We start from the raw sequence: 24,555 nt of genomic DNA, 5'->3' as shown, positions 1-24,555 counted from the left end.
ATAGAAATTACATTTAACCCAAGTTTATATGAAGAAGTTTGTTGCATTTTCAGCAATTTTGTCATTGTTTATCAGTTGTGGTAAAGGCGATAAAGGAGAATTAGTAGGAGTTAAAGGGAGAAAATGGCATCCCGAGAAACCTTACGGAATGACGTTAATCCCTGGAGGAGCTTTTATTATGGGTAAAGCCGATGATGATTTAGCTAACATTCAAGACGCACCTACTAAGACTGTTACTGTTCGTTCGTTCTACATGGATGAAACGGAAATTACTAATAGCGAATACCGTCAGTTTGTTGAATGGGTAAAAGATTCAACAATCAGAACTCGTTTGGCTATATTAGCTGATGAGCAAGGTAAAAAAGCTGGTGACGGTATTGGAAATTTTGCTTTTGCAGATGTAGATCCTGCAAAAATGACTCCTTATGATAAATATATGTATGAGAACTACTATAGTGTGGGTACTGATGATGATATTTATGCTGGAAGAAAATTAAACAAAAAAGCAAAACTTATCAAGGATCCAAAAAAATATCCAGATGAATTTTATGTAGAAGTTATGGACTCAATGTACCTACCTGAGTCTGAATCTTACAATGGTTTAAAAACTATTGATGCTTCTAAATTAAAATTCAAGTATAATCAAGTTGACTTAAACAAGGCTGTTAAGAAAAAAGGACGTAAAAACTTCTATGAAGATGCACCACCAATTGAAATCTATCCTGATACAACAGTTTGGATTAAAGATTTCGCTTATTCTTACAATGAGCCAATGCATAATGATTATTTTTGGCACCAAGCTTATGGAGAGTATCCTGTAGTTGGAGTTTCATGGAACCAAGCTAAAGCATTTTGCGCTTGGAGAACTATGTATAAAAATGCATACATCAAAAAGAAAAAAGGTAGAGATCAAGTAAATTCATTCCGTTTACCAACAGAGGCTGAATGGGAATATGCTGCAAGAGGTGGTCTTGAAGGAGGAACTTATCCTTGGGGAGGTCCTTATGCTAAAAATGACAGAGGTTGTTTTATGGCTAACTTCAAACCAAATCGTGGAGACTATGCTGCAGATGGTGCTTTATATACAGTTGAGGCTAAATCTTATGAGCCAAATGATTTCAACTTATACAACATGGCAGGAAATGTTTCAGAATGGACAGAGTCTTCTTATTTTGCAGAAGCTTATGAATTCGTTTCAACTATGAATCCTCACGTTGCAGACAAGAACAACAAACGTAAAGTAGTGCGTGGTGGTTCTTGGAAAGATGTTGCTTACTTCTTACAAGTTTCAACTCGTGATTATGAGTATGCTGATTCTGCTAGAAGCTACATTGGATTCAGAACTGTTCAAGATTACATGGGTACGGCTGCAACAGGAACTAGACCTAAATAGTATTTAACCAATTTTATTATATAATTAACTTAACTAACTAAATTTTATTTATTATGGCAATTTTAAGCAAAAAAGTAATGGGATTCCTTTACGGAATGGGAGCAGCAGTAGTAATCGTTGGAGCATTATTCAAATTAATGCACTGGCCAGGAGCGGGACCAATGCTTATTGTAGGATTATTAACAGAAGCTGCAATTTTCGCTTTATCAGCTTTTGAACCTGTTGAAAAAGAATTAGACTGGTCATTAGTTTATCCTGAATTAGCTGGGGGAGAAGCTAAACCAAAAGATAAAAAAGAGAATCCAGCAGAAGCTCAAGGATTATTATCTCAAAAATTAGACGCTATGTTAAAAGAAGCTAAAATTGACGGAGAGTTAATGGCAAGCTTAGGTAACAGCATCAAAAATTTTGAAGGTGCAGCAAAATCAATTTCTCCTACTGTAGATGCTATGGCAGGACAAAAGAAATACGCTGAAGAAATGTCTACAGCAGCTGCTCAAATGGAAGCTTTAAATAACTTATACAAAATCCAATTAGAAAGTGCTGATAGAAATGCACAAGCTAACCAAGAAATCGCTGAAAATGCTGCTAAATTAAAAGAGCAAATGCAATCAATGACTTCTAATATTGCATCTTTAAATGCAGTTTATGGTGGTATGCTTTCTGCTATGAGTAACAGAGGATAATTAGTTTTATCATTAAAAAATTATTAATTAAAAACTAATTTAAAGAGAAATGGCAGGAGGAAAATTAACCCCTAGACAGAAGATGATTAACCTGATGTACTTGGTTTTCATCGCGATGTTGGCATTAAATATGTCAAAAGAAGTATTATCAGCTTTTGGATTAATGAATGAAAAATTCCAAGTTGTTAATGCGGATGCTAAAGAAGCAAATACAGCTCTTTTTGAGCAATTAAAATCTAAAGCTGAAGATGCACCAGCACAATTTAAGGCACCTTATGATATTGCATCAAAAGTAAGACCTTTAGCAGATGACTTTTTTAAGTATATCGAATCAGTAAAAGCTGATATCACTAAAGATTTTCCTATTGAGGAGAGTGGTGTAAATAAAGGTAAACTTCCATACGAAGCAATGGACAAAAGTACAATTGACGAAGTATGGTTTCAAGGTGATGGTTATTCAGCAAAAGGTAAAGAAATCGTTGGTAAAATTGATGCTTTCCGTAACAGTGTAAAATCATTGTTTGGTAATGACGTTAAGTATAAAGTTTTTCTTGAAAAATTCGAGAAAACATTCAATACTAATGACGTTGTTGATGGTGAAGGTGTTAAGAAAAAATATTTAGATTACCACTACAAAGGATTCCCTGCTATTGCAACAGTATCTAAATTATCTGCAATGCAAAATGATGTTAAAAAAGCAGAGCAAGACTTGTATAATTTATTGATTGGTAACACTATGGAGTCTGCGATATCTATGAAAAAATACAAAGCTATTGTAGTTTTCGACAAAAATGTGGTATTCCAAGGTGAAGAAGTTACAGGTAGAGTTGTATTAGGAAAATATGATGATTCTACTGTTCCTACATCTTTCACAGTTAATGGTGCTTCTTCTAAAATTGAAAATGGTCAAGCTGTTTTCAAAACTGTAGGTGGCGCTGTAGGTGAAAAAGATATTAAAGGTCAGTTCGTATTTACTGAAGATGGTAAACCTGTGCCAATTGAGTTTGAAGGTCAATATGTTGTAGTTCCTAAACCGAACCAAGCAATTGTATCTGCAGATAAAATGAACGTAGTTTATCGTGGTGTTCCTAACCCAATTTCTGTTTCTGTTCCTGGTATCTCTTCTGACAAAGTTAAAGCTAGTGCACCAGGTATGACAGCTGGTCCTAAACCAGGTCAATATATTTTGAAAGCTGGTTCTGGAAGTGAAGTTACTATCAATGTAACTGCTACTATGCCTGATGGAAAATCATTCGCAAGTAAACAAGCTTTCAGAATTAAAGGTTTACCTGCTCCAACTGGTAAAGTTGGTGGTTCTGAATCTAACAAAGGACCTAAGAACAACTTAGAAGTTTGTACTGTTACAGCTGTTATGGAAGATTTTGACTTCCCAGTAAATGTTAACGTAACTCAGTTCAATGTTAAAGTTCCAGGTCAACCAACAGTTGTTGTTTCTGGTAACAGAATGGATTCTCGTGCTAAAGCTGCAATTGCAAAAGCTTCTAAAGGAGATGTAGTTGTTATCAATGAGATTAAAGCTACTTTTGTTGGTATCGATCAAGTACCTAAAAAAGTTTCTGCTTGTACTTACGAAATACAATAAATTAAACAAATTTGAGTTTATTTAATAAACCAAATAAAATACAAATAAAATGAATTGGAGAAATAATATTGCAATTTTAGTTTTAAGTTTAAGTACGTTTGCTACTTATGCGCAATCTAATTTATTAAATGCAAAAACCCCTGACCAAATAGGTAAAAAAACGGAGGCTGAATTAAATGCTGATAATGATAAACCATTACCATACGGATATGTTCATGATAGAGATATCTTAATGGGTAAACGTATTTGGGAATTTATTGATCTTGATGAAAGAGTTAACTTTCCTTTATATTTCCCTGTTGAAGGTGATGTTATGTCTTCTCCAGATAGAAGACCTCTTTACAACGTTTTAATTAACGGTATCAAAGAAGGTAAAATTACAGAAGTTTATGATTCTAGTTATTTTACCGCTAAGAAGACTTTAAAAGATATTGAAGCTTCTTTATTTATGGTTGATACTACTGATGCTGGACGTGAGCAAATGAATGAAGATATCGATGCTTACAGAAAACGTGTAGTTAAAAAAATTGTTGGGAAGGGTAAAGATAGAAGAGAGATTGAAGAAGTAATTGAACCTACTAAAAAAATCTCTGATGAGTTTATCAGAAAAACAGAAATTCAAGCTTACGATGTTAATGCTTACAAGATTGTAGGATATTGGTATTTCGACAAAAGACAAGGTGAGTTAAAGTATCGTTTACTTGGAATTTGCCCTGTTGTTCCAGATGTTTATACAATGGGTAATGTTGAAAAAGATTATATCGAATTATTCTGGGTGTATTTCCCTTCTGCAAGAGATATTCTTCATGAAGCTAAAGCTTTTAACAATAGAAACTCTGCAATGCCTTTTTCTTTTGATCATATGTTAAATGCTCGTCGTTTCAGCGGTATGATTTATTTAGAAGAGAATGTTTACGGTGATCGTAAAATCGCTGATTACATGAAAGAAAATGCACAAATGCAGTTATTAGAATCGGATCGTGTAAAAGAAAAGATTCGTGACTTTGAACAAGATATGTGGAATTATTAATAGTATTTCTCCAATTTCATTTAAAAAACTCTTACCATTTGGTAAGAGTTTTTTAATTTTACATCATGATAGATTATTTAATCGTTGGTAATGGTTTAGCGGGAATTTCTTTTTCTGAAATTGCCTTGCAAAACAATAAAACAATTTTAGTTTTTGATAATAATTCACAGCCTTCATCAAGAATTGCTGGTGGATTATATAATCCAGTAGTGCTGAAACGTTTCAGCGAAGTTTGGAAAGCTAAAGAGCAGTTAGATTTTGCCTTTCCATTGTATCATCAAATTGAAAAGAAACTACAAGTTATTTTTGATTATAAAATCCCAATTTTACGCAAATTGGCATCCATTGAAGAACAAAATAATTGGTTTCAAGCCGCTGATAAACCTAATTTAGCTCCTTTTTTAAATCCTAATTTAGTCCATAAAAAATATCAAAATATTGAATCATCTTTTCATTATGGTTTGGTAAATGAAACCGGTTATTTGGATATTAATACTTTAATTTTGTCTTATTCTGAATACCTTTTAAGTATCGACGCTTTATCTCAGGAAACTTTTGATTATAATGCAATACAGTTTTTTGAGACTCATATTTCATATAAGGGAATTCAAGCTAAGCACATTATTTTTGCAGAAGGTTTTGGTTTACATGCCAATCCATTTTTTAATGATTTACCTTTAGATGGAACAAAAGGAGAATTGCTCATTATCAAAGCTCCAAAATTAAATTTAGATGTTGTTATTAAATCAAGTGTATTTATTCTACCTATTGGAAATGATTTATATAAAGTAGGTGCAACTTATGATTGGAAAGACAAAACAAATATCCCAACAGAAGAAGGTAAGCATGAATTAATCGAAAAGTTAAGAGAAATCATTTCTTGTGATTTTGAAATTTTACAGCATTTTGGTGGTGTTCGACCAACAGTCAAAGACCGCAGACCATTAGTGGGAACACATCCAAATCACAAACAATTGCATGTTTTAAATGGTTTAGGAACTCGTGGTGTTATGCTTGGACCTTTTTTAGCTAACCAATTGTTTCAACATATCGAAAATGATATTCCTTTAGATAAAGAAATTGATATCATACGATGTTATAAAAAAAACCGAAACTAGTTTGTTTCGGTTTTTTATTTATCGTAAGGTAGGTTTGTTTTTGTCATCAATATGGTCTTTCCAATCCTTGTCATAGCTCATGAACATATTTACCCAAATATTTCGCGATAAACGCATGATTATTGGCATAAACACGATTAAGGTAGCAATGATAACAATAAAATTAGTAATTAAACTTTTTTCGCCCACAAAGAAGTATGTAATAATAAAAGCGGCAACACCAAATGCGATTCCAAGTGCATAACTCACATACATAGCTCCATAAAAAAATGAAGGTTCCATTTGATATTTAGTTCCACAATGACTGCATTTTTCATGCATTTTGTAAACATTCATAACATTATACGGATTTTTGTCCAAATACATACTTTCTTCATGGCAAGTTGGACAACTTCCTGTTAAAATACTATTTAATTTCGATCCTTTTTTTAACATTTGCAAAATATTTTACACAAAGGTACAATAACTAACTATTCTATGTGTAACAAATGTAACAGTAATCAATTTGTTTAATGAAAAATGAGTTTAATTATTATGTAACTTTTAAACTTATACTCGTTAAACTTATAAACTTTTTAAATGCTAAACATACATAATTTATCGGTTTCATTTGGTGGAACATATCTTTTTGAAGAAGTAACTTTTAGACTAGGTGCTGGAGACAGAGTCGGGCTTGTTGGAAAAAATGGCGCAGGAAAATCAACCATGTTAAAAATGTTGGCTGGTGATTTTAAACCTGACAGTGGAACTATTGCAACAGAAAAAGAAGTGAAAATCGGATTTCTTCGTCAGGATATTGATTTTGTAAAAGGAAGAACGGTTTTAGAGGAAGCATACATGGCTTTTGAAGAAATTAAACGTGCTGAATTCAGAATCGATGAAATCAATCACCAGTTAGTAACACGAACCGATTATGAAAGTCAGGAATATTCTGATCTGATAGAAGAATTGAGCGATGTTACGCATCATTACGAAGTTCTTGGAGGTTATAATTACGTTGGTGATACCGAAAAAATCTTATTAGGTTTAGGATTCAAAAGAGAAGATTTTGACAATCAAACCGATACATTTTCTGGAGGTTGGAGAATGCGTATAGAACTGGCAAAACTCTTATTGCAATCTAATGATATTTTGCTTTTAGATGAGCCAACGAATCACTTAGATATTGAAAGTATCATTTGGTTAGAAGGATTTTTACGAAATTTTCCCGGAGTTGTGGTAATCGTTTCACACGATAAAATGTTTTTAGATAATGTTACGAATCGAACAATCGAAATTTCATTAGGAAAAGCTTACGATTTTAATAAACCTTATTCCGAATATTTAGTATTGCGTCAGGAAATTCGTGAAAAACAATTGGCAACTCAAAAAAATCAAGCTAAAAAGATTGAAGAAACAGAGAAGTTAATTGAGAAATTCCGTGCCAAAGCTTCTAAAGCATCGATGGCGCAATCGTTGATAAAAAAGTTAGATAAAGTAGAGCGAATCGAAGTTGATGAAGACGATAATTCAGTTATGAATATATCGTTTCCAGTTTCGCAAACGCCTGGTAGAGTAGTGGTAGAAGCGGAACACGTGACTAAAGCATATGGCGATAAAATTATCTTAAAAGACATTTCGCTTTTAGTAGAGCGTGGAAGTAAAGTTGCCTTCGTTGGGCAAAATGGTCAAGGGAAATCGACTTTCATGAAAGCAATTGTGAATGAATTTGAATACGAAGGAACCATCAAACTCGGTCACAATGTACAATTAGGTTACTTCGCTCAAAACCAAGCCGAATATTTAGATGGAGAAAAAACATTGCTAGATACGATGTTAGAAGCCGCAACCGATACGAATCGTTCAAAAGTTCGTGATATGTTGGGAGCATTTTTATTCCGTGGCGATGAAGTAGAGAAAAAAGTAAAAGTTTTATCTGGAGGTGAACGAAATCGTTTGGCGCTTTGTAAATTGCTTTTACAGCCCATTAATGTCTTAGTAATGGATGAGCCAACAAATCACTTAGATATCAAGTCTAAAAACGTTTTAAAAGCCGCTTTACAGCAATTTGAAGGTACTTTGTTGTTGGTATCTCACGATCGTGATTTCTTGCAAGGAATGTCAAATATTGTGTACGAATTCAAAGATCAAAAAATCAGAGAATATTTGGGCGATATCAACTTCTTCTTGGAACAGAAAAACGCCATGAATATGCGCGAAATTGAAAAGAAAGATGTGGTCGTAAATCCACAAACCCAAAATATAAAAGCGGCAAAAAGTATTTCCTATGAAGATCAAAAGAAAGCGAAATCACTTCAAAATAAATTAAGTAAAATTGAAAGTCAAATTCAGCAACTTGAAAAAGCAATCCAAGCCGATGATAAAGCTTTAACTTCTAATTATGATAAACATGTTGAAGATGCTTCGTTTTTTGCAGCATACGAAAAGAAGAAAAAAGAACTTGAACAATTATTAGAAGATTGGGAAATGGTTCAATTAGAAATTGAGGAATTGAATAGTTAATTTTTGAGCTTTTTTCCAACTGTCCGCAACATTCTTATTTTTTATAGCCACAGATTTAAAGATTTTATGAGTAATTCTTTTAATCTTCATAATCTGTAGAAAAAGAATTGAATATAATTTTTAGAAAATAGTTTTAATTTTTGTGTGCTTTGTGCTTTCCTTGCGTTCCAAAGGTTCGGGATTAGTGGTTAAATCAAAAAGAAATTTGCGGTAGTTTTTCTTTAATTTGCTCAATCTTTAAATTCAAATGCTCTAAAAACTTCAAATGGCTTTCGGTATTTGGGTTAAAAGGACGATGTTGTAATCCTTTTTGAATAGAACAAATTTCATTCATCAATCCAAAAACCGATTCAGAAATATAATTCTCAAAAAATTGAATCCAAATGTAATCAATAGCCGTTTGATTTGGATGAAGCATGTCTTCTGCATAGAAGCGATAATCACGCAATTCGTCCATCATAATTTCGTAGGCAGGGAAATATGTGATGGGTGATGGGTGATGGGTGATTGTTTTGTGAATTGCAGCAACCAAATGCGCTTTACTCAACGTGTTTTCTACAAATCCATCTTTAATATGTCGAACAGGTGAAACCGTAAAAATAAAATTGCAATTTGGATTCACCGAATGAACTAAAGAAACAATACTTTTTAAACTTTCTTCTGTTTGACTTAATGAAAGTAATTCTTTTGTAAAGTTTTTTTGTGGCACTTTATGACAATTGGCTACAATTTCATTGGTTTCATTATTTCGATAAACCCATGAAGTTCCCAAAGTAATAATGCAATGTGTTAATGAGCTAATCTGCTTATTTGTCGATTCCAAAATCGAATTCAAATTACTCAGAAATTCTTCTTTATCTGGGATTGACAATTCGGAATGTACTTCATAGCAATGCCACAAATCGTTGTGATAGAAAATATCATTTTCAGTAAACGTTCTATTTTCAACAGTACGACGGATTAATTTTTCTAAAGAAACCGCATTAAAAATAATTCCAAAGGGATTTGTAGTGGTTTGAAACTTAAAATACGCAAACTTTTCACCCATATTCTCCGCAAAACATGAACCCAAGAGCATAATCTTCGAATCGTAATCGATTGGGAAACTGCTTTTCTGGATAGGTATTTTGGTTGTGAATTGCAAAATCAGTTAGGTTTAGACTTCAAATTTAAACTACTTTTTGCAAAAAACGAGTATTTTTACTCAAGATTTAATGTAACTCAAATGAATGAAAAAGAATACATGGAACCTAACGAAGGTTTTACTCAAACGGTTGTAGTAAAAACTGGAAATTTCAAAACACTTTACATTTCAGGACAAATTGGTGAGGGTGCTGATTTAGAAGCCCAAACCATTACTACTTTTCAAAATTTAGAAAAACAACTTAAAAATTGCAATGCTACTTTTAAAGATGTAGTAAAAATGAATACATACATCGTAAATTTTAATTCAGAAATCGATTTACCTGTTTTTAGAAAAGTCAGAAAAGAATTTCTTGGAACTGAAAATTATCCAGCAAGCACTTTAGTGGGTGTAGAAAGTTTAGGAAGAAAGGAGTGGTTGATTGAGATTGAAGCGATTGCAGTGGTAGAATAATTTCTCGCAAAGACGCAGAGTCGCAAAGATTATAAGTTATTTACTATTCTGGTAATTCCTGTTTTGATTAATGGTTCGTTGAAATTAATTAATAAACCTAATTTTAATCCTGTAATTTTTAAATAGGTTAGCACTTGTTTTGGATGAACTAAAGCAATTTGCTCAACTGATTTTACTTCAATTATAACTTTATTTTCAACTATTAAATCTGCTCGAAAACCAATATCCATCTTAGTTTCATTCCAAATCACGGGTAATGATTTTTGTCTTTCAACTTTTAGTCCTCTAGAAGTTAATTCATAATCCAAAATAGTTTCATAAACAGATTCTAACAAACCTGGACCAAGTTCAGTATGGATTTTATAACTGATATCGACTATGATTTTAGATATTTCGTTTTCAGACATAACTACTTGATTAATTTCTCGCAAAGTCGCAGAGTCGCAAAGTTTTAAAATGAATAGTATTTTTTTTTCAAAAATTCGCAGAGTCGCAAAATTTTTATAGTTACTTAACTCTTACTTTGCGACTCTGCGTCTTTGCGTGCTATTTCAAATACTCAACCACTTTCTCCAATGCCTCTTTAATTCCACCACCATTCTTCCCTTTTCCTGAAGCGAAGAAAGGTTGTCCACCACCATTACCGTCGATTAGTTTTCCTAATTCTCTGATGACATTTCCAGCGTTTAATCCCTTTTCAGCAACTAATTCTTTTGAAATGTAGCAGTGAATATTTGGAGCATTATCTTCTATCGAAGCTAAAAACACAAACGCATTTGGTTTAGAAGTTCCGATAGCTTGTGCTAAATCTTTAGTCGAACTCATGGATAAATCTACTTGTTTGGCTAAAAATTGAATTCCATTGATTTCTTGGAAATCAGCAACCAATGTATTTTTTAATCCTTCAATTTTTTCTTTTACTAATTGCTCTAATTGTTTTTTCAATTTCGCATTGTCATCTTGTAATGAAGCCACTGATTTTAAAACATCTTGCGGATTTTTCAATACTTCTTTGATTTCTGCTAACGTATTTTCTTGGTTTTTGTAGAAATCCTTCACAGCATCACCAGTAATCGCCTCAATACGACGAATTCCAGCCGCTACAGCGCCTTCTGAAACAATTTTGAAATGCCAAATATCAGCCGTGTTTTTCACGTGAATTCCACCACATAATTCTTTGCTATCGCCAAATTCAATCATACGAACTGTATCGCCATATTTTTCACCAAATAATGCCATAGCACCTTCCGCCATCGCTTGTTGGATTGGAATATTTCGGTGTTCTACCAATTGTAATTGTTCTTCAATTCTAGCATTTACAAAAGCTTCTACTTGACGCAATTCTTCATCCGAAACTTTAGAAAAATGCGAAAAGTCGAAACGTAAGTAATTTGGGTTTACCAATGAACCTTTTTGCTCTACATGCGTTCCTAAAATCGTTCTTAAAGCCAAATGCATCAAATGCGTAGCCGAGTGATTTTTAGAAGTCGAAGTTCTCAAATCAGTATTTACTTTGGCAACAAATCCAGCTTCCACATTTTCTGGAAGTTGTTTGGCAAAATGTAATATTAAGTTGTTTTCTTTTTTCGTATCAATAATTTCAATCGTTTCGTTAGCAGAAACTAACGTTCCTTTGTCACCAACTTGTCCACCACCTTCTGGATAGAACGGAGTAGCATCTAAAACAATTTGGTATAAAACACCATCTTTTTTAGAATCTACTTTACGAATTCTAGTGATTTTAACGTTGTTTTCCGTTTGGTCATAACCAACGAACGTTTCTACATTTCCATCAATTAAAACTTTCCAATCGTCAGTCGTAACTTCCGAAGCTGCACGAGAACGCGCTTTTTGTTTTTGTAATTCGGTTTCGAATTCAGTTTCGTTAAATGAATAGCCTTTTTCTTTTAAAATTAAAGCCGTTAAATCTTTCGGGAAACCAAAAGTATCGTACAATTCGAATACTTTTTCTCCTGAAACCTCTTTTCCTGACGTTTCAGCTACTACTTTATCTAGTAATTGTAATCCTTGCTCTAAAGTTCGTAAGAAAGACGCTTCTTCTTCGCGAATTACATTGGTAACCAATTGTTGTTGCGATTTAATCTCTGGGAAAAATTCACCCATTTGATTAGCTAAAACTTCCACTAATTTATTAATGAAAGGCTCTTTCGTTCCTAAAAATGTAAATCCGTAACGAATCGCACGACGTAAAATTCTACGAATAACATAACCTGCTCCTGTGTTTGAAGGTAATTGTCCGTCTGCAATAGCGAAAGCAACTGCACGAACGTGGTCTACAATTACACGAATCGCAATATTGGTTTTGTTTTGTTCTTCTGATATATTTTTAACTTCGTTTGAAGTATATTTTAATCCTGTAATTTCCTCTACTTTTGCGATAAGCGGTGTAAAAACATCCGTATCGTAATTTGAAGTTACATTTTGCATTGCCATACACAAACGCTCAAATCCCATTCCGGTATCAACATGTTGCGCTGGCAATTTTTCTAACGAACCATCGGCTTTACGGTTGAATTCCATAAATACGTTGTTCCAAATTTCCACTACTTGCGGATGATCAGCATTTACTAAATCTCTTCCTGAAACTTTAGCTCTTTCTTCATTTGAACGTAAATCGATATGAATTTCTGAACATGGACCACACGGACCTTGATCGCCCATTTCCCAGAAGTTATCTTTTTTATTTCCTAAAATGATTCGGTCTTCAGAAACGTATTGTTTCCAAATATCAAAAGCTTCTTGGTCAAACGGAACATTCTCTGCAGGATTTCCTTCAAAAACAGAAACATACAAACGGTCTTTGTCTAGCTTTAAAACTTCTGTAAGAAATTCCCAAGCCCAAGCTAATGCTTCTTTCTTGAAATAATCGCCAAAAGACCAGTTTCCAAGCATTTCAAACATCGTATGATGATAAGTATCAAAACCTACATCTTCTAAATCATTGTGTTTTCCTGAAACACGAAGACATTTTTGCGTATCGGCAATTCTTGGACTTTTTGGCGTTCCATTGCCTAAGAAATATTCTTTGAATTGGGCCATTCCCGAGTTGTTGAACATCAAAGTTGGGTCATCTTTTAAAACGATTGGCGCAGAAGGAACAATTAAATGTCCTTTTGATTCAAAAAAATTCAAATATGCTTTACGAATGTCTTGCGATTTCATTATCAATAATTTAGATCTGTTTTTATTTGTTTATTGCAATAAGTAAACGAAAGGAAATCTTTAAAAAAATTGTCCAACTAAAAAATAAATAGCTTTAGAATGAAACATTTCTTAAATTTGTTCGTATAACCTATGTCACTCAATAAATTTGGCACAAAAATAGTATATTTTCATATATGTCGAAGGTAAAATATTATTACGATTCAGAAAATTTAGCCTACAAGCGAATCAGAACCAAAAAAAGGAAAAAATTTGCCTATGTTATGCTATTTTTATTGTCTTCGGCTTTGTTTGGTTTTTTGATTTTTTTGTTGCTAATTAACACTAGTTATTTTGAAACGCCTAAGGATAAAATTTTAGCTCGTGAAATTGAAGTGATGACATTAAATTATAAGGTTTTGAACAAAAAACTCGATTTAATGAATGAAGTGCTAACAGCAATTGAAAATCGAGATAATAATATTTACAGAATTTATTTCAACACATCTCCTATTTCAGAAGAAGAACGAAAAGCAGGTTTTGGTGGTGTTAACAGATATAAAGATTTACAAGGCTACAACAATTCGGAATTAGTTGAAAACACCACAAGGCGTGTTGATGTTTTAACGAAAGAATTGGTTATTCAATCCAAATCGTTAGATGAAATTGTAGCATTGGCAAAACAAAAAGAAAAGTTATTAGCGGCAATTCCGGCAATTCAGCCAGTTAAAAATGAAGATTTAAAACAAATGGCTTCTGGTTATGGATATCGAAGTGATCCGTTTACTAAGATTCGAAAGTTTCATTACGGAATGGATTTTACCGCAAGAACTGGAACACCAATTTACGCTACTGGTGATGGAGTAGTTTATAAAGCAGATGCTTCGTTGTCAGGTTACGGCAATCATATTGAAATCAATCACGGTTATGGATATAAAACATTGTATGCGCATTTGAGCAAATATAAATGTAAACCTGGTCAAAGAGTAAAGCGTGGCGATATAATTGGTTATGTAGGAAGCACAGGAAGAAGTCAGGCACCCCATTTACATTATGAAGTATTTAAAAATGGTGAGCGTGTAAATCCGCTGAATTTCTATTATGGAAGTATTTCAGCAAAAGAATATATAGAAATTTCAAAATTAGCAAACCAAGAAAATCAATCTTTGGATTAACGATTTAAGATTGAGTATTTCAGAAGCTTTGAACTTGTAATTGAATTTGAACTTGAATTTGAACTTGAAAAATGCATTTAGAATTAACACCAAATAAAAGATATTACAGTATTGGCGAAATTGCCAAGGCTTTCAATGTGAATGCTTCTTTAATTCGTTTTTGGGATAAAGAATTTGATATTCTAAAACCAAAGAAAAACGCTAAAGGAAATCGCATGTTTACACCCGAAGATGTAAAGAATTTGCAATTGATTTATCATTTGGTAAAAGAACGCGGATTTACTTTGGAAGGAGCCAAAACGCATTTGAAAGAAAATCAAAAGAAAACACTAGATAAATTTGAAATCATTTCAAAACTAGAAACTATTAAAGCACAATTGAATACAATTAAAAATCAATTATAAACAAACAATAAAACTTAAAAAAATGATGAGAAAATTTTTGCCTTGGATGATTGGTGGTGGATTAATCTTAATCCTTATATTTTGGTTCTTTAGTATAAAAAACGGAGCCGTTCGTGTGAATCAAGAAGTTAATAAAGAATGGGGGAATGTAGAAACTTCGTACCAAAGAAGAAATGACCTAATTGGAAATTTAGTTAAAACGGTTCAAGGTTCGGCTGATTTTGAGAAATCTACTTTAGAAGCGGTAATTAAAGCGCGTTCTGAAGCGACTTCTGTGAAAATTGACCCTGCAAACATTACACCTGAGCAATTAGCACAATTCAATCAAGCACAAGGAAACTTAAATAGTTCTTTGTCAAGATTATTGGTAACGGTGGAACAATATCCAGATTTAAAAGCGAATCAAAACTTCTTGAAATTACAAGATGAGTTGGCTAGTACAGAAAATCAAATTTTAACAGCAAGAACCCGCTTTAATGAAGCAGTTCAAAAATACAACAACTACATTTTGGTTTTCCCAAATTCAATGTTTTTAGGAAACTACAAGGAAAAACCATATTTCGATGCAGTGGCAGGTGCTGAGAAACCAGTTGACGTAGAATTTGACTTTAATAACGAGAAAAAATAATGTCTAAAACAGAAGATTTCTTATCAAAAGCAGACGAACAAGAAATTGTTCAAGCCATTATTGAAGCGGAAAAAAACACTTCAGGAGAAATCAGAGTGCATTTAGAAGAACATACAGAAAAATCACCTCTTGACCGAGCTCAGGAGGTTTTTTTTCAATTGCACATGAACGAGACTAAAGACCGAAATGGAGTGCTTTTTTATGTTGGTGTTTCTGATAAAAAGTTTGCTATTATTGGAGATGAAGGCATTGATAAAGTAGTAGAATCTGATTTTTGGGATTGCACTAAAGATATTGTGATTGCCAATTTTAAAGAAGGAAATTATAAAAAAGGTTTGGTTGAAGGAATTCTAAGAGCAGGTGAACGATTGAAGCAATATTTTCCCTATCAATCGAATGATACAAATGAATTGTCTAACGAAATTTCGAGAGGTTAACATGAAAAAGCTACTTATTCTAGTGTTTTTCCTTTCTGGAATTTACGCTAATGCCCAATTCACAATTCCTAAAGTTCCATCTTTTCAAACAAGTGTTTACGATTATGCTGATTTGTTAAATCCAACAGAAGAAAAAGAATTAGAGAACAAATTGGTTCGCTATTCGGATTCTACAACAACGCAAATTGTTGTTATTACGATTGATGATTTAAAAGGAGAATCTATTGGGATTTTGACTCCAAGATGGGCTCACGAATGGGGAATTGGTCAAGAAAAAGAAGACAACGGAATCTTGATTTTACTTTCCAAAAACGATAGAGAAATTTGGATTGCTCCAGGTTATGGAGTTGAAGACAGATTAACCGCAGGAATCAACGGAGAACTTATCCGAAATATTATTATTCCCGAGTTCAAAGCAGGAAGTTATTACAAAGGTTTAGACAAAGGTGCTGATGCTATTTTTGAAGTTTTAAAAGGAAAATACAAAGGTTCTAGAAAAGAATCAAGTAATCCTTTACCTTTTATTTTAATTGTAATTTTTATCATTATTCTTATCGTTTTAGCTTCTAGAGGAAATAAAGGAGGTGGAAATTATAGAGGAGGAAGAGGTTTAGATTTAGGTGATATCATTATACTTAGTAGCCTTGGAAGAGGTAGCGGAGGTTTTGGTGGTGGAAGCTTTGGCGGAGGTTCAGGAGGATTTGGTGGTGGCTTCGGTGGTGGCGGTTTCTCCGGTGGTGGCGCTGGCGGAAGTTGGTAGTTCTAAATTAAACATAATGATTGTCATTCCGATGAAAGAGGAATCTCCTACGAAGTAGGCTTATTTTGAGCGAAGCGAAATCGAACTCTTCTTTATTTTTAACCTTGTACTTGATATAAAATAAAAAAACTCGTTAGCAGTACTAACGAGTTTTTTTTCTATTTCTGTCTAAAATAAATATCAATTGGAACCCCACTAAAATTATAGTTTTCTCTCAATTTATTTTCAATAAAACGTTTATACGGATCTTTCACATATTGTGGTAAATTCGCAAAAAACACAAACTGAGGCGTTGGTGTTGGCAACTGCATACAATATTTAATCTTGATGTATTTTCCTTTCAATGCTGGCGGTGGAGTTGCTTCAATAATAGGCAACATCAACTCATTGAATTTGGAAGTAGAAATGCGTTGTTTTCTGTTTTCAAAAACTTCAACCGCTGTTTCTAATGCTTTCAATAAACGTTGTTTCGTTAAAGCCGAAACGAATAAAATCGGCACATCAGTAAAAGGAGCAATTTCTTCTCTAATTTTTCTTTCGTAATCGCGAGTAGACATGGTGTCTTTTTCAACCAAATCCCATTTGTTCACTAAGATTACGATTCCTTTACGGTTTTTTTCCGCCAACCAAAAAATACTTTGGTCTTGTCCTTCAAATCCGCGAGTGGCATCGATAACTAATAAACAAACATCGCTGTGCTCAATTGCTCTTACCGAACGCATTACCGAGTAAAATTCTAAATCTTCTTTTACTTTCGCTTTACGTCTAATTCCTGCAGTATCTACTAAGTTGAATTCGAATCCAAAACGGTTGTATTTTGTGTCAATCGCATCACGAGTAGTTCCAGCGATATCAGTCACCACAAATCGGTCTTCACCAATTAAAGCGTTGATGAATGATGATTTTCCTGCATTTGGTCTTCCTACTACACAAAATCTTGGTAACGGATTTTCCTCTTCAACTGCGTCTGGTAATTCAGGTAAAACTTCTACAATTTTATCTAATAATTCTCCAGTACCGCTTCCGCTCATTCCCGAAATCGTGAAATAATCGCCTAATCCTAAGTTGTAGAATTCCACAGCGTCTTTTTCACGCATGGCATTATCTACTTTATTTACAACTAAAATAACGGGTTTTTTAACTTTACGAAGTAATTTTGCCACTTCGTCATCCATTGGCGTAATGCCTTCCTCAACATCAACCACAAAGACAATAGCATCCGCCTCGTCAATAGCTAACTCTACTTGACGACGAATTTCTCCTTCAAAAATATCATCAGAACCTTTTACATAACCTCCGGTATCAATTACCGAAAATTCTTTTCCGTTCCACTCACTTTTTCCATAATTTCTATCACGCGTAACACCGCTTACCGAGTCAACAATAGCTTCTCTTCGCTGAATTAAACGGTTAAAAAATGTGGATTTTCCAACATTTGGTCTTCCTACAATAGCAACAATATTGTTCATAATCTTATTTTGAATCGGCAAAAGTACGATTTTTTTTGGAGCTTTTTCCAGCTATCCATTACAACTCCACAATTTTACGTCTTTTTTTCTAAATTTATTGCGGTAGCTTCTAGGGTTGCTACCGCAATAAAAAGAAAAAATAGGTGTAAAATTTGCGGGGTTTTCATTGCTATCTGGGCTAGACTGAAAAATTTGTTCAACATTTGTTAAAAATTTATATATTAGCACAAATCATAAGAGTATGGAACCTCAAAAAAGCATCGCACTTCGTCCTAGATTTGAAGTGGAATCAAAAAAAAGTGTTGACCAAATCTTAGAAAGAGCAAAAAAGCTAAAGTCTGAGTTGAAGTCAGATTACCAAATCAAGATCATAGATGAACATTTGTATTTCTATTTCAGCAAAGAAAAAAGAAAATACTATTCGCCTTTTTTGCATTTGGAACTTGAAGCAGAAGAGGATAAAACAATTGTCAAAGGTTTATTTGGACCTGAGCAATTGTTGTGGACCATGTTTATGTTTCTTCACTTTGTAGTTGCTGGGTTGTTTTTAGTATTCAGTATGATGGCTTACACACATTGGTCGCTAAATCAATCCATAGTGTTAGATGTAATAGTGATTTCTCTAATGGTTATTTTTTGGATATTATTATATGTAATCGCAAGAATTAACCGAGAAAAAGGAGTCCCACAAATGCATGAATTAGAAGAGTTGATGTATAAGGTTTTGGAATAAGATTTAGATTTTAACTGAAGACAAAATTCCACAGTCGTCACTTCGAGTTTTTTTTATTTGGAAAGCCTAAGATTTCAAAATTAAAAAAGTATCGAGAACTATAGAAGGTAAAATCGTTTCTATAGTTCTCGATACAATTTTTAAAAGCAAAAATTAGCATTTTCACTTTTAAAAATCACTCGAAATGACGGAGTGATTATTTCTTTTTAATTACTAATTCGTAACTCTATTTCTGATTATACCCAAAACGTCTCAACTGACGTTCGTTACTTCTCCAATCTTTATTCACTTTTACATAGGTTTCTAAGTGAATTTGTTTACCAAAGAATTTTTCTAAATCTTCACGCGCTTGAATTCCTACTTTTTTCAAAGCAGCACCTTTATGTCCAATGATAATTCCTTTTTGTGTGTCGCGTTCTACCATAATTACGGCACGAATTCTAATAATGTTGTCATCTTCTTTGAATTCTTCCGTTTCAATTTCTACGGCATACGGAATCTCTTTATCGTAATTCAATAAGATTTTCTCACGAATGGTTTCGTTTACAAAGAAACGTTCAGGTTTATCGGTTAAAGCATCTTTTGGATAGAATGGGGGCGATTGAGGAAGCAATTCGATAATGCGGTCAAAAACGGCTTGAACATTAAAGTTTTCTAATGCAGAAATTGGATAAATTTCAGCATTAGGCACTTTTTCTTTCCATAATTGCATTTGTTCTTCTAATTGTTCCTGATTCGATTTATCAATTTTATTTAATAACAACAAAACTGGAATTTTAGAATGGATAATTTTATTAAAGAAGGCTTCGTCTTTCAATTCTTTTTCACCAATTTCCACCATGTAAATTAATACATCTGCATCTTCAAAAGCCGATTTTACAAAATCCATCATCGAACTTTGTAATTCATAAGCAGGTTTTATAATCCCGGGTGTATCAGAAAATAATACTTGAAAATCATCGCCATTTACAATTCCTAAAATACGATGTCTTGTAGTTTGTGCTTTCGATGTGATAATAGAAAGACGTTCTCCTACAAATGCATTCATAAGAGTAGATTTTCCTACATTAGGATTTCCAATTATATTTACATAACCTGCTTTGTGTTCCATTTCAATAAATTTTCAGTTACAAAGGTAGGCATATCAACCGAATAGAAGAAATAAAATATTTTTTTCGATTTTGCTTGCATTTAAAGATAATCGTTGTATATTTGCACTCACAAATCGCGGGATAGAGCAGTAGGCAGCTCGTCGGGCTCATAACCCGAAGGTCACAGGTTCGAGTCCTGTTCCCGCTACTAAGTTGAAGCCATTCCAAGTGAGTGGCTTTTTTTTATTTTTATCCGTTATGAATCCAAAAAAGATTGCCGAGTACAGAAAATTACTCAATGTTACTAAAACAGCTACGCTGAAAGAATTGAAAACCATTTACAGAAATAGTATGAAGGAAGATCATCCTGATACAATTGCTGATCCAGTGGAACGTTTAGCTGCTGAGGAAAGAAGTAAAAATATTATTGAGGCATACCATTTTTTGGTTAGTATTGCTCCTGAAACACAAGAGAAAAATAAAGAGGTCTACCAAAGAATTACTTCAACAGTAAATATTCAAGATTTTTATATGGATAATGGAGTATTGTACATTTCATTTTTAGATGGAAGTAATTATGAGTATTTCAGTGTTCCAAAAGTAACTTATATTAAAATGGTAAATGCTGAGTCTCCAAGTCGTTTTGCAAGAAGACACATTTATAACGAGTTTTTATACCGCAGTGCAAGTAAAATAGTTGCAGAATAAACAATTGTTAAAATTTTTCCTATATTTGATATACTAACCAAAAAACTATATCAATTATGGAAATTAATTTTTTAGCTGTTCTAGTGGCAGCACTCTCAAGTTTTGTTGTTGGATTTGTTTGGTACAATCCTAAGGTTTTCGGAACGATTTGGATGAATGAAATCGGGATGACTGAAGAAAAAGCCAAGCAAGGAAACATGGCAAAAATCTTCGGATTAACGTTTGTTTTTGCTTTTATGTTAGCTTTTATCATGATGCCATTAACAATTCATCAATTTGGTGCATTAGGTATGGTTGGAGGAGATGCAACAAAAGCATTGCCTTCATATGCGGCTTTTATGGCAGATTATCAAGATGCTTTCAGAACATTCAAACATGGCGCTTTACATGGTTTCATGTCGGGATTATTCATTGCATTACCTATTGTTGCAACAAATTGTTTATTTGAACAAAAATCATTTAGATATGCTGCAATTACATCAGGTTATTGGATTGTTGTAATGACTATAATGGGCGCTATTATTTGTGGTTGGAAATAAAATAAAATTTAACATTTAATTATATAAGAATCGCTCTACATTTGTGGGGCGATTTTACTTTTACAGTTGGACAATATTTCATTTAAAATATACAATTCGGTTAAGGAATTACCTGATCTTTGGGACATTGTGGCTCAGAGTAATGTATTTCTTCAAACTCCTTATTTAAAGGTTTTAGAGAAATCGGCTCCTGTGAATATGGAGTGTTTTTATATTGGAATTTTTGAAAATTCAGAACTTATTGGTGTTTCTTTGGCACAATATCTAGATTTGAATAAATTAGAATCCTTTGGTGAACGCGATAAATGTTTGAAAACGGCAATTCGTAATTTTATTTTTAAAAATTTTGCTTCTCATACTTTGTTTCTTGGAAATAACATGATTACAGGTCAAAATGGGTATGTTTTTTCTAAGGAAATCGACTTCAATCATATTAGTGAAATTCTTTTGCAAAGTGCTGATGAAATCACATTATACTTCAAGAAAAAAGAAATTTCAATTCATTTGGTTTCGTTTAAAGATTTTTATGATCATTGTTCGGTAGAATTGAAAAAATATCGTTTTTCGAACATGTATGAATTCAATACACAACCAAACATGATTTTCTATTTAGATAAAAATTGGAAATCTTTGGAGGATTATGTAGCTGTACTTTCAAAAAAATATCGTGACCAATTCAAAAGAGCTCGTAAAAAGTTTGATGGCATTCAAGTGAAGAATCTTTCGTATGAAGAAGTGCTTCAACATGAAGAAAAGATTTATGATTTATATTACTATGTAGCTAAAAATGCACCTTTCAATACGTTTTTCTTATCCAAGAATCATTTTTCAACTCTAAAAGGACAATGTGGAAATCGATTTCAAATTTTTGGTTATTTTTTAAATGAAGAATTAGTTGGATTTCATACCTTGTTATTGAATGATGAAACTCTAGAAACCTATTTTTTAGGTTATAACGAACACATTCAAAAAGAGAATATGTTATACTTGAATATGTTATATAATATGACTGAATATGGAATTGAAAACGGATTCAAGCGTATTATTTTTGGTAGAACAGCTCTCGAAATTAAAAGTTCTATCGGTGCAACACCAGTTCAAATGTCAGGATTTATATATCATAACAATAAATTGATTAACCGATATATTGGTAAAATATTTAAGCAATTAGAGCCTGAATTACATTGGCAACAACGCCATCCGTTTAAATAAAATGTCCCGAATTAATCGGGACATTTTATTATAATTTACTTTCTAAACTTTGCCAACCACCACCGTTGATGCAATCAATTCCGTTTTGTTTTAAAATGGATGTTGCTTGACCACTTCGCATTCCAGAACGGCAACAAGCGATAATGGGTTTGTTCCATTTTTTGATAGTTTCGATGTTTCCGTTTAAAACTTGTAAAGCAATATTTTTTGAACCTTTGATGTGTCCGTCTCTATATTCTTCTGGCGTTCTTACGTCTAAAATAATAGCGCCTTTTTGAACATATTCTTGAATCTCATTGGTTTTATTCCCTAATCCTAAAAAATCTAAAATTCCCATAATTGTTTCTTTTTTTTTGACAAAGGTAAATGCAATTCTAAACCTTTTCAGTAACAAAAGTTACTTTGATTAGGCGTTAGCATTTTCAAATATTAATTCCAAACCATTGTCTACTAAATGCGCAATTTCAGGACGATTACTTTTTACTTTTTCTAAGTGATTTAATACCTTATCTACTAATTCTGAATTTCCTTCTTTTTTAGCCAATTCTATAATTTCTACAGATAATAACCAATCATTTGGATGTCCAGCAGAAACGGAAGCAAATGCTTCTTTTAAAGTAGTTGCAGCAGGTTTTCCTTCTCTAATATTACGAACACTTGAATATAGTTTTTCTAATTCTTCTCTTTCTGCTGATTTTTTCTGTTTAATCGTTTGTGATGATGGAACGTGATTAATCATATCAAAACTATTTACATCGGCTGGACCCGAAAAAGCAGAAATTACTTTTTTCCCAACCGCCATGTCATAAATTCCCCATTCTGGTTGGAAAAGAACAGTGTCATTATGCGTTACTGTACAATTTTTGAATTTAATTAATAAGATTTCACCTTGCAAATTGCGTGTTCCTGTAACTATTTCACCTGTAACTTTAATGTTTCCTTCAAACTCTAAAGTCACTTGCTCGCCTTCGTAAATATCATATGCACGCAAATCTCGTGGACTCATTTCTTCAATAGCCAAGTTGATCCCTTTTAGTTTTCCAATTGGAGATCCAAAACCTTCCGCATGGTATTCTGTACCGTGACCCACCAATTCTTTTTCTCTGTGAGATAGTGCTGTTTTTCCGGTTGTTTGAACATAAACGGGTTTCCCTTCGTCTTCAATAACATTGGTAAATATACCCGTGATTTGAAGTCCAGTACTTAATTCTATTGTTCCTAAAGCTTTAGAATTAATTAATTTTTTTATACCCGATAATCCACCAGTTCTTAAAGCCATCTTATTAGCAAATTCTTCAAGAACTGAGCTTAAATGAGCAAAATCAGGAGTTACAAAAAGTTGAGGTTGTGGTTTTGTAATATCAAAACTTTGGTCGGCTGCCGAAATATCGTATGGGATTTTTTTAACATTGTCTGTCATACACCATGCACTTTCTCCAATAGACGAGAGTAAGCCTGCACCATAAATTTTTGGATTATCTACGGTTCCAATTAATCCGTATTCTACTGTCCACCAATGTAAGTTTCTTATGCGAGACATTTCGGATAATTCACCCATATTGTTTTGTAAGAAATCTACTTGCTCTTCTGCTTTTTTAATTTCTTCTTCTGGTGTGTCCTCGGCTTCTTTTAAAATTGAAAGTAAACGAATTGCTTCATATAATTCATAATCTCGTGCCGATGAAATGGCTTTACAACCAATTTCACCAAAACGTCTTAAATATTCAGCATATTCTGGATTTGCAATAATGGGAGCGTGACCAGCACCTTCATGGATGATATCTGGAGCTGGCGTATATTCAATGTGTTCTAACTGACGAATATCACAAGCAATAACTAATACATTGTAGGCTTGAAATTCCATAAAGGCATTGGGTGGAATGAAACCATCAACGGCAACGGCAGCCCAACCGATTTCTTTTAAAATTCGATTCATGCCATACATGTTGGGAATATTATCAATTTCCAAACCAGTTTTTTGCAAACCTTCTAAGTAAGAATTATGTGCAACTTTTGAAAGATAATCTACATTTTTACGCATAACATAGCGCCAAACGGCTTGGTTGATAGGCGTGTAATCATCATATACTTGTGGTTTGATGAATTGTTTTAAATGTTTTGGCAATCTGTCAATCAGCGGATTACTTTCAAAATGCGTTTCCATAATTTTACATGTGATGTTTGACGTAAAATTACGACTTTTTCAGAAAGCAGGAAAATATTTTAATAGTTTGATAAAATTATCGTTTCATTGCAAAATGCGCTTTAAATTGTTTTTTAGCTCCATTTTCTAAATAATCCACAGTAA

Annotated in this window: 24 protein-coding genes and 1 tRNA gene; 17 read left to right on the top strand and 8 right to left on the bottom strand. The window is 33.1% G+C overall.

Translation table 11 applies throughout. The features are described from left to right. The first annotated feature begins 28 nt into the window (after positions 1–28). The 5 genes from porK to V7P59_RS11070 all read left to right on the top strand — a co-directional run bounded on the left by porK (position 29) and on the right by V7P59_RS11070 (position 5,830). On the top strand, positions 29–1,393 hold the full coding sequence (gene porK, locus V7P59_RS11090; RefSeq protein ID WP_333810224.1) for a type IX secretion system lipoprotein PorK/GldK: 1,365 nt from the start codon (positions 29–31) through the stop codon (positions 1,391–1,393). A gap of 53 nt (positions 1,394–1,446) precedes the next feature. Beyond that, entirely contained in the window at positions 1,447–2,079 is a 633-nt protein-coding gene (gene porL, locus V7P59_RS11085; protein WP_333810223.1) for a type IX secretion system motor protein PorL/GldL, read from the top strand. Between the two features lie 49 nt (positions 2,080–2,128). Further along, on the top strand, positions 2,129–3,682 hold the full coding sequence (porM, locus tag V7P59_RS11080) for a type IX secretion system motor protein PorM/GldM (protein ID WP_333810222.1): 1,554 nt from the start codon (positions 2,129–2,131) through the stop codon (positions 3,680–3,682). 49 nt (positions 3,683–3,731) lie between these two features. Further along, positions 3,732–4,712: a type IX secretion system ring protein PorN/GldN gene (gene porN / locus V7P59_RS11075; RefSeq protein ID WP_333810221.1), complete on the top strand. Its 981-nt coding sequence runs from the start codon at positions 3,732–3,734 to the stop codon at positions 4,710–4,712. 65 nt (positions 4,713–4,777) lie between these two features. Continuing rightward, the gene (locus V7P59_RS11070) at positions 4,778–5,830 is read left to right on the top strand and encodes an NAD(P)/FAD-dependent oxidoreductase (protein WP_333810220.1); all 1,053 of its coding nucleotides are present in this window, start codon (positions 4,778–4,780) and stop codon (positions 5,828–5,830) included. An 18-nt stretch (positions 5,831–5,848) separates the two neighbouring features. Here the strand turns inward: V7P59_RS11070 and V7P59_RS11065 are convergent, their stop codons facing one another. Then, complete coding sequence (locus V7P59_RS11065; RefSeq protein WP_333810219.1) at positions 5,849–6,265, bottom strand: DUF983 domain-containing protein; 417 nt, start codon at positions 6,263–6,265, stop codon at positions 5,849–5,851. 144 nt (positions 6,266–6,409) lie between these two features. On the opposite strand from V7P59_RS11065, the gene V7P59_RS11060 reads away from it, so the two are divergent. Then, positions 6,410–8,332, top strand: a complete 1,923-nt coding sequence (locus tag V7P59_RS11060; RefSeq protein ID WP_333810218.1) for an ABC-F family ATP-binding cassette domain-containing protein — start codon at positions 6,410–6,412, stop codon at positions 8,330–8,332. A gap of 193 nt (positions 8,333–8,525) precedes the next feature. Here V7P59_RS11060 and V7P59_RS11055 read toward each other — a convergent pair whose 3' ends face one another. Next, a complete protein-coding gene (locus V7P59_RS11055) occupies positions 8,526–9,476 on the bottom strand; it encodes a GSCFA domain-containing protein (RefSeq protein ID WP_333810217.1) in 951 nt (316 codons plus the stop codon). An 81-nt stretch (positions 9,477–9,557) separates the two neighbouring features. Between V7P59_RS11055 and V7P59_RS11050 the strand changes: the two genes are divergently transcribed. Then, on the top strand, positions 9,558–9,929 hold the full coding sequence (locus V7P59_RS11050; protein ID WP_333810216.1) for a RidA family protein: 372 nt from the start codon (positions 9,558–9,560) through the stop codon (positions 9,927–9,929). Positions 9,930–9,958: 29 nt separating this feature from the next. Here the strand turns inward: V7P59_RS11050 and V7P59_RS11045 are convergent, their stop codons facing one another. Beyond that, on the bottom strand, positions 9,959–10,336 hold the full coding sequence (locus tag V7P59_RS11045; protein ID WP_333810215.1) for a GxxExxY protein: 378 nt from the start codon (positions 10,334–10,336) through the stop codon (positions 9,959–9,961). 139 nt (positions 10,337–10,475) lie between these two features. After that, positions 10,476–13,112 (bottom strand): alanine--tRNA ligase, encoded by a 2,637-nt coding sequence (gene alaS, locus V7P59_RS11040; protein WP_333810214.1) that lies wholly within the window; start codon positions 13,110–13,112, stop codon positions 10,476–10,478. Between the two features lie 176 nt (positions 13,113–13,288). Here alaS and V7P59_RS11035 point away from each other — a divergent pair, with 176 nt between their 5' ends. The 5 genes from V7P59_RS11035 (at position 13,289) to V7P59_RS11015 (ending at position 16,495) form a co-directional block, all read left to right on the top strand. Beyond that, a complete protein-coding gene (locus V7P59_RS11035) occupies positions 13,289–14,266 on the top strand; it encodes a M23 family metallopeptidase (RefSeq protein WP_333810213.1) in 978 nt (325 codons plus the stop codon). Between the two features lie 71 nt (positions 14,267–14,337). Next, positions 14,338–14,670, top strand: a complete 333-nt coding sequence (locus V7P59_RS11030; protein WP_333810212.1) for a MerR family transcriptional regulator — start codon at positions 14,338–14,340, stop codon at positions 14,668–14,670. A 25-nt stretch (positions 14,671–14,695) separates the two neighbouring features. Continuing rightward, on the top strand, positions 14,696–15,298 hold the full coding sequence (locus V7P59_RS11025; protein WP_333810291.1) for a LemA family protein: 603 nt from the start codon (positions 14,696–14,698) through the stop codon (positions 15,296–15,298). After that, the gene (locus tag V7P59_RS11020) at positions 15,298–15,735 is read left to right on the top strand and encodes a TPM domain-containing protein (RefSeq protein WP_333810211.1); all 438 of its coding nucleotides are present in this window, start codon (positions 15,298–15,300) and stop codon (positions 15,733–15,735) included. The genes V7P59_RS11025 and V7P59_RS11020 overlap by 1 nt, the downstream gene beginning before the upstream one ends. 1 nt (position 15,736) lies before the next feature. Then, positions 15,737–16,495 carry a TPM domain-containing protein gene (locus V7P59_RS11015; RefSeq protein WP_333810210.1) on the top strand — a complete coding sequence of 253 codons (759 nt, stop codon included), beginning with the start codon at positions 15,737–15,739 and terminating at the stop codon, positions 16,493–16,495. A gap of 158 nt (positions 16,496–16,653) precedes the next feature. Here the strand turns inward: V7P59_RS11015 and der are convergent, their stop codons facing one another. Continuing rightward, positions 16,654–17,964 (bottom strand): ribosome biogenesis GTPase Der, encoded by a 1,311-nt coding sequence (gene der / locus V7P59_RS11010; RefSeq protein WP_194093169.1) that lies wholly within the window; start codon positions 17,962–17,964, stop codon positions 16,654–16,656. A 241-nt stretch (positions 17,965–18,205) separates the two neighbouring features. Between der and V7P59_RS11005 the strand changes: the two genes are divergently transcribed. Beyond that, positions 18,206–18,697, top strand: a complete 492-nt coding sequence (locus V7P59_RS11005; RefSeq protein WP_333810209.1) for a hypothetical protein — start codon at positions 18,206–18,208, stop codon at positions 18,695–18,697. Positions 18,698–18,923: 226 nt separating this feature from the next. On the opposite strand, the gene era is transcribed toward V7P59_RS11005, so the two are convergent. Further along, positions 18,924–19,808 carry a GTPase Era gene (gene era, locus V7P59_RS11000; RefSeq protein WP_333810208.1) on the bottom strand — a complete coding sequence of 295 codons (885 nt, stop codon included), beginning with the start codon at positions 19,806–19,808 and terminating at the stop codon, positions 18,924–18,926. A gap of 115 nt (positions 19,809–19,923) precedes the next feature. On the opposite strand from era, the gene V7P59_RS10995 reads away from it, so the two are divergent. The 4 genes from V7P59_RS10995 (at position 19,924) to V7P59_RS10980 (ending at position 22,247) form a co-directional block, all read left to right on the top strand. Next, positions 19,924–19,996 (top strand) — tRNA-Met (locus V7P59_RS10995). Between the two features lie 50 nt (positions 19,997–20,046). Then, positions 20,047–20,496 carry a KTSC domain-containing protein gene (locus tag V7P59_RS10990; RefSeq protein ID WP_250579692.1) on the top strand — a complete coding sequence of 150 codons (450 nt, stop codon included), beginning with the start codon at positions 20,047–20,049 and terminating at the stop codon, positions 20,494–20,496. Between the two features lie 56 nt (positions 20,497–20,552). Beyond that, a complete protein-coding gene (locus tag V7P59_RS10985) occupies positions 20,553–21,035 on the top strand; it encodes a DUF1761 domain-containing protein (RefSeq protein ID WP_333810207.1) in 483 nt (160 codons plus the stop codon). A gap of 66 nt (positions 21,036–21,101) precedes the next feature. Beyond that, a complete protein-coding gene (locus tag V7P59_RS10980) occupies positions 21,102–22,247 on the top strand; it encodes a GNAT family N-acetyltransferase (protein WP_333810206.1) in 1,146 nt (381 codons plus the stop codon). 28 nt (positions 22,248–22,275) lie between these two features. Here V7P59_RS10980 and V7P59_RS10975 read toward each other — a convergent pair whose 3' ends face one another. Together V7P59_RS10975 and V7P59_RS10970 are read right to left on the bottom strand one after the other, a co-directional pair. Next, positions 22,276–22,584, bottom strand: coding sequence for a rhodanese-like domain-containing protein (locus V7P59_RS10975; RefSeq protein ID WP_333810205.1), 309 nt, complete (start codon positions 22,582–22,584; stop codon positions 22,276–22,278). Between the two features lie 69 nt (positions 22,585–22,653). Then, on the bottom strand, positions 22,654–24,411 hold the full coding sequence (locus tag V7P59_RS10970; RefSeq protein WP_333810204.1) for an aromatic amino acid hydroxylase: 1,758 nt from the start codon (positions 24,409–24,411) through the stop codon (positions 22,654–22,656). Positions 24,412–24,555 lie beyond the last annotated feature (144 nt).

It is taken from the genome of Flavobacterium sp. (assembly GCF_036782315.1).
Classification (GTDB): domain Bacteria; phylum Bacteroidota; class Bacteroidia; order Flavobacteriales; family Flavobacteriaceae; genus Flavobacterium.
The sequence above is the reverse complement of the archived record's forward strand: the minus strand, read 5'-3'. Positions and strand labels throughout refer to the sequence as shown.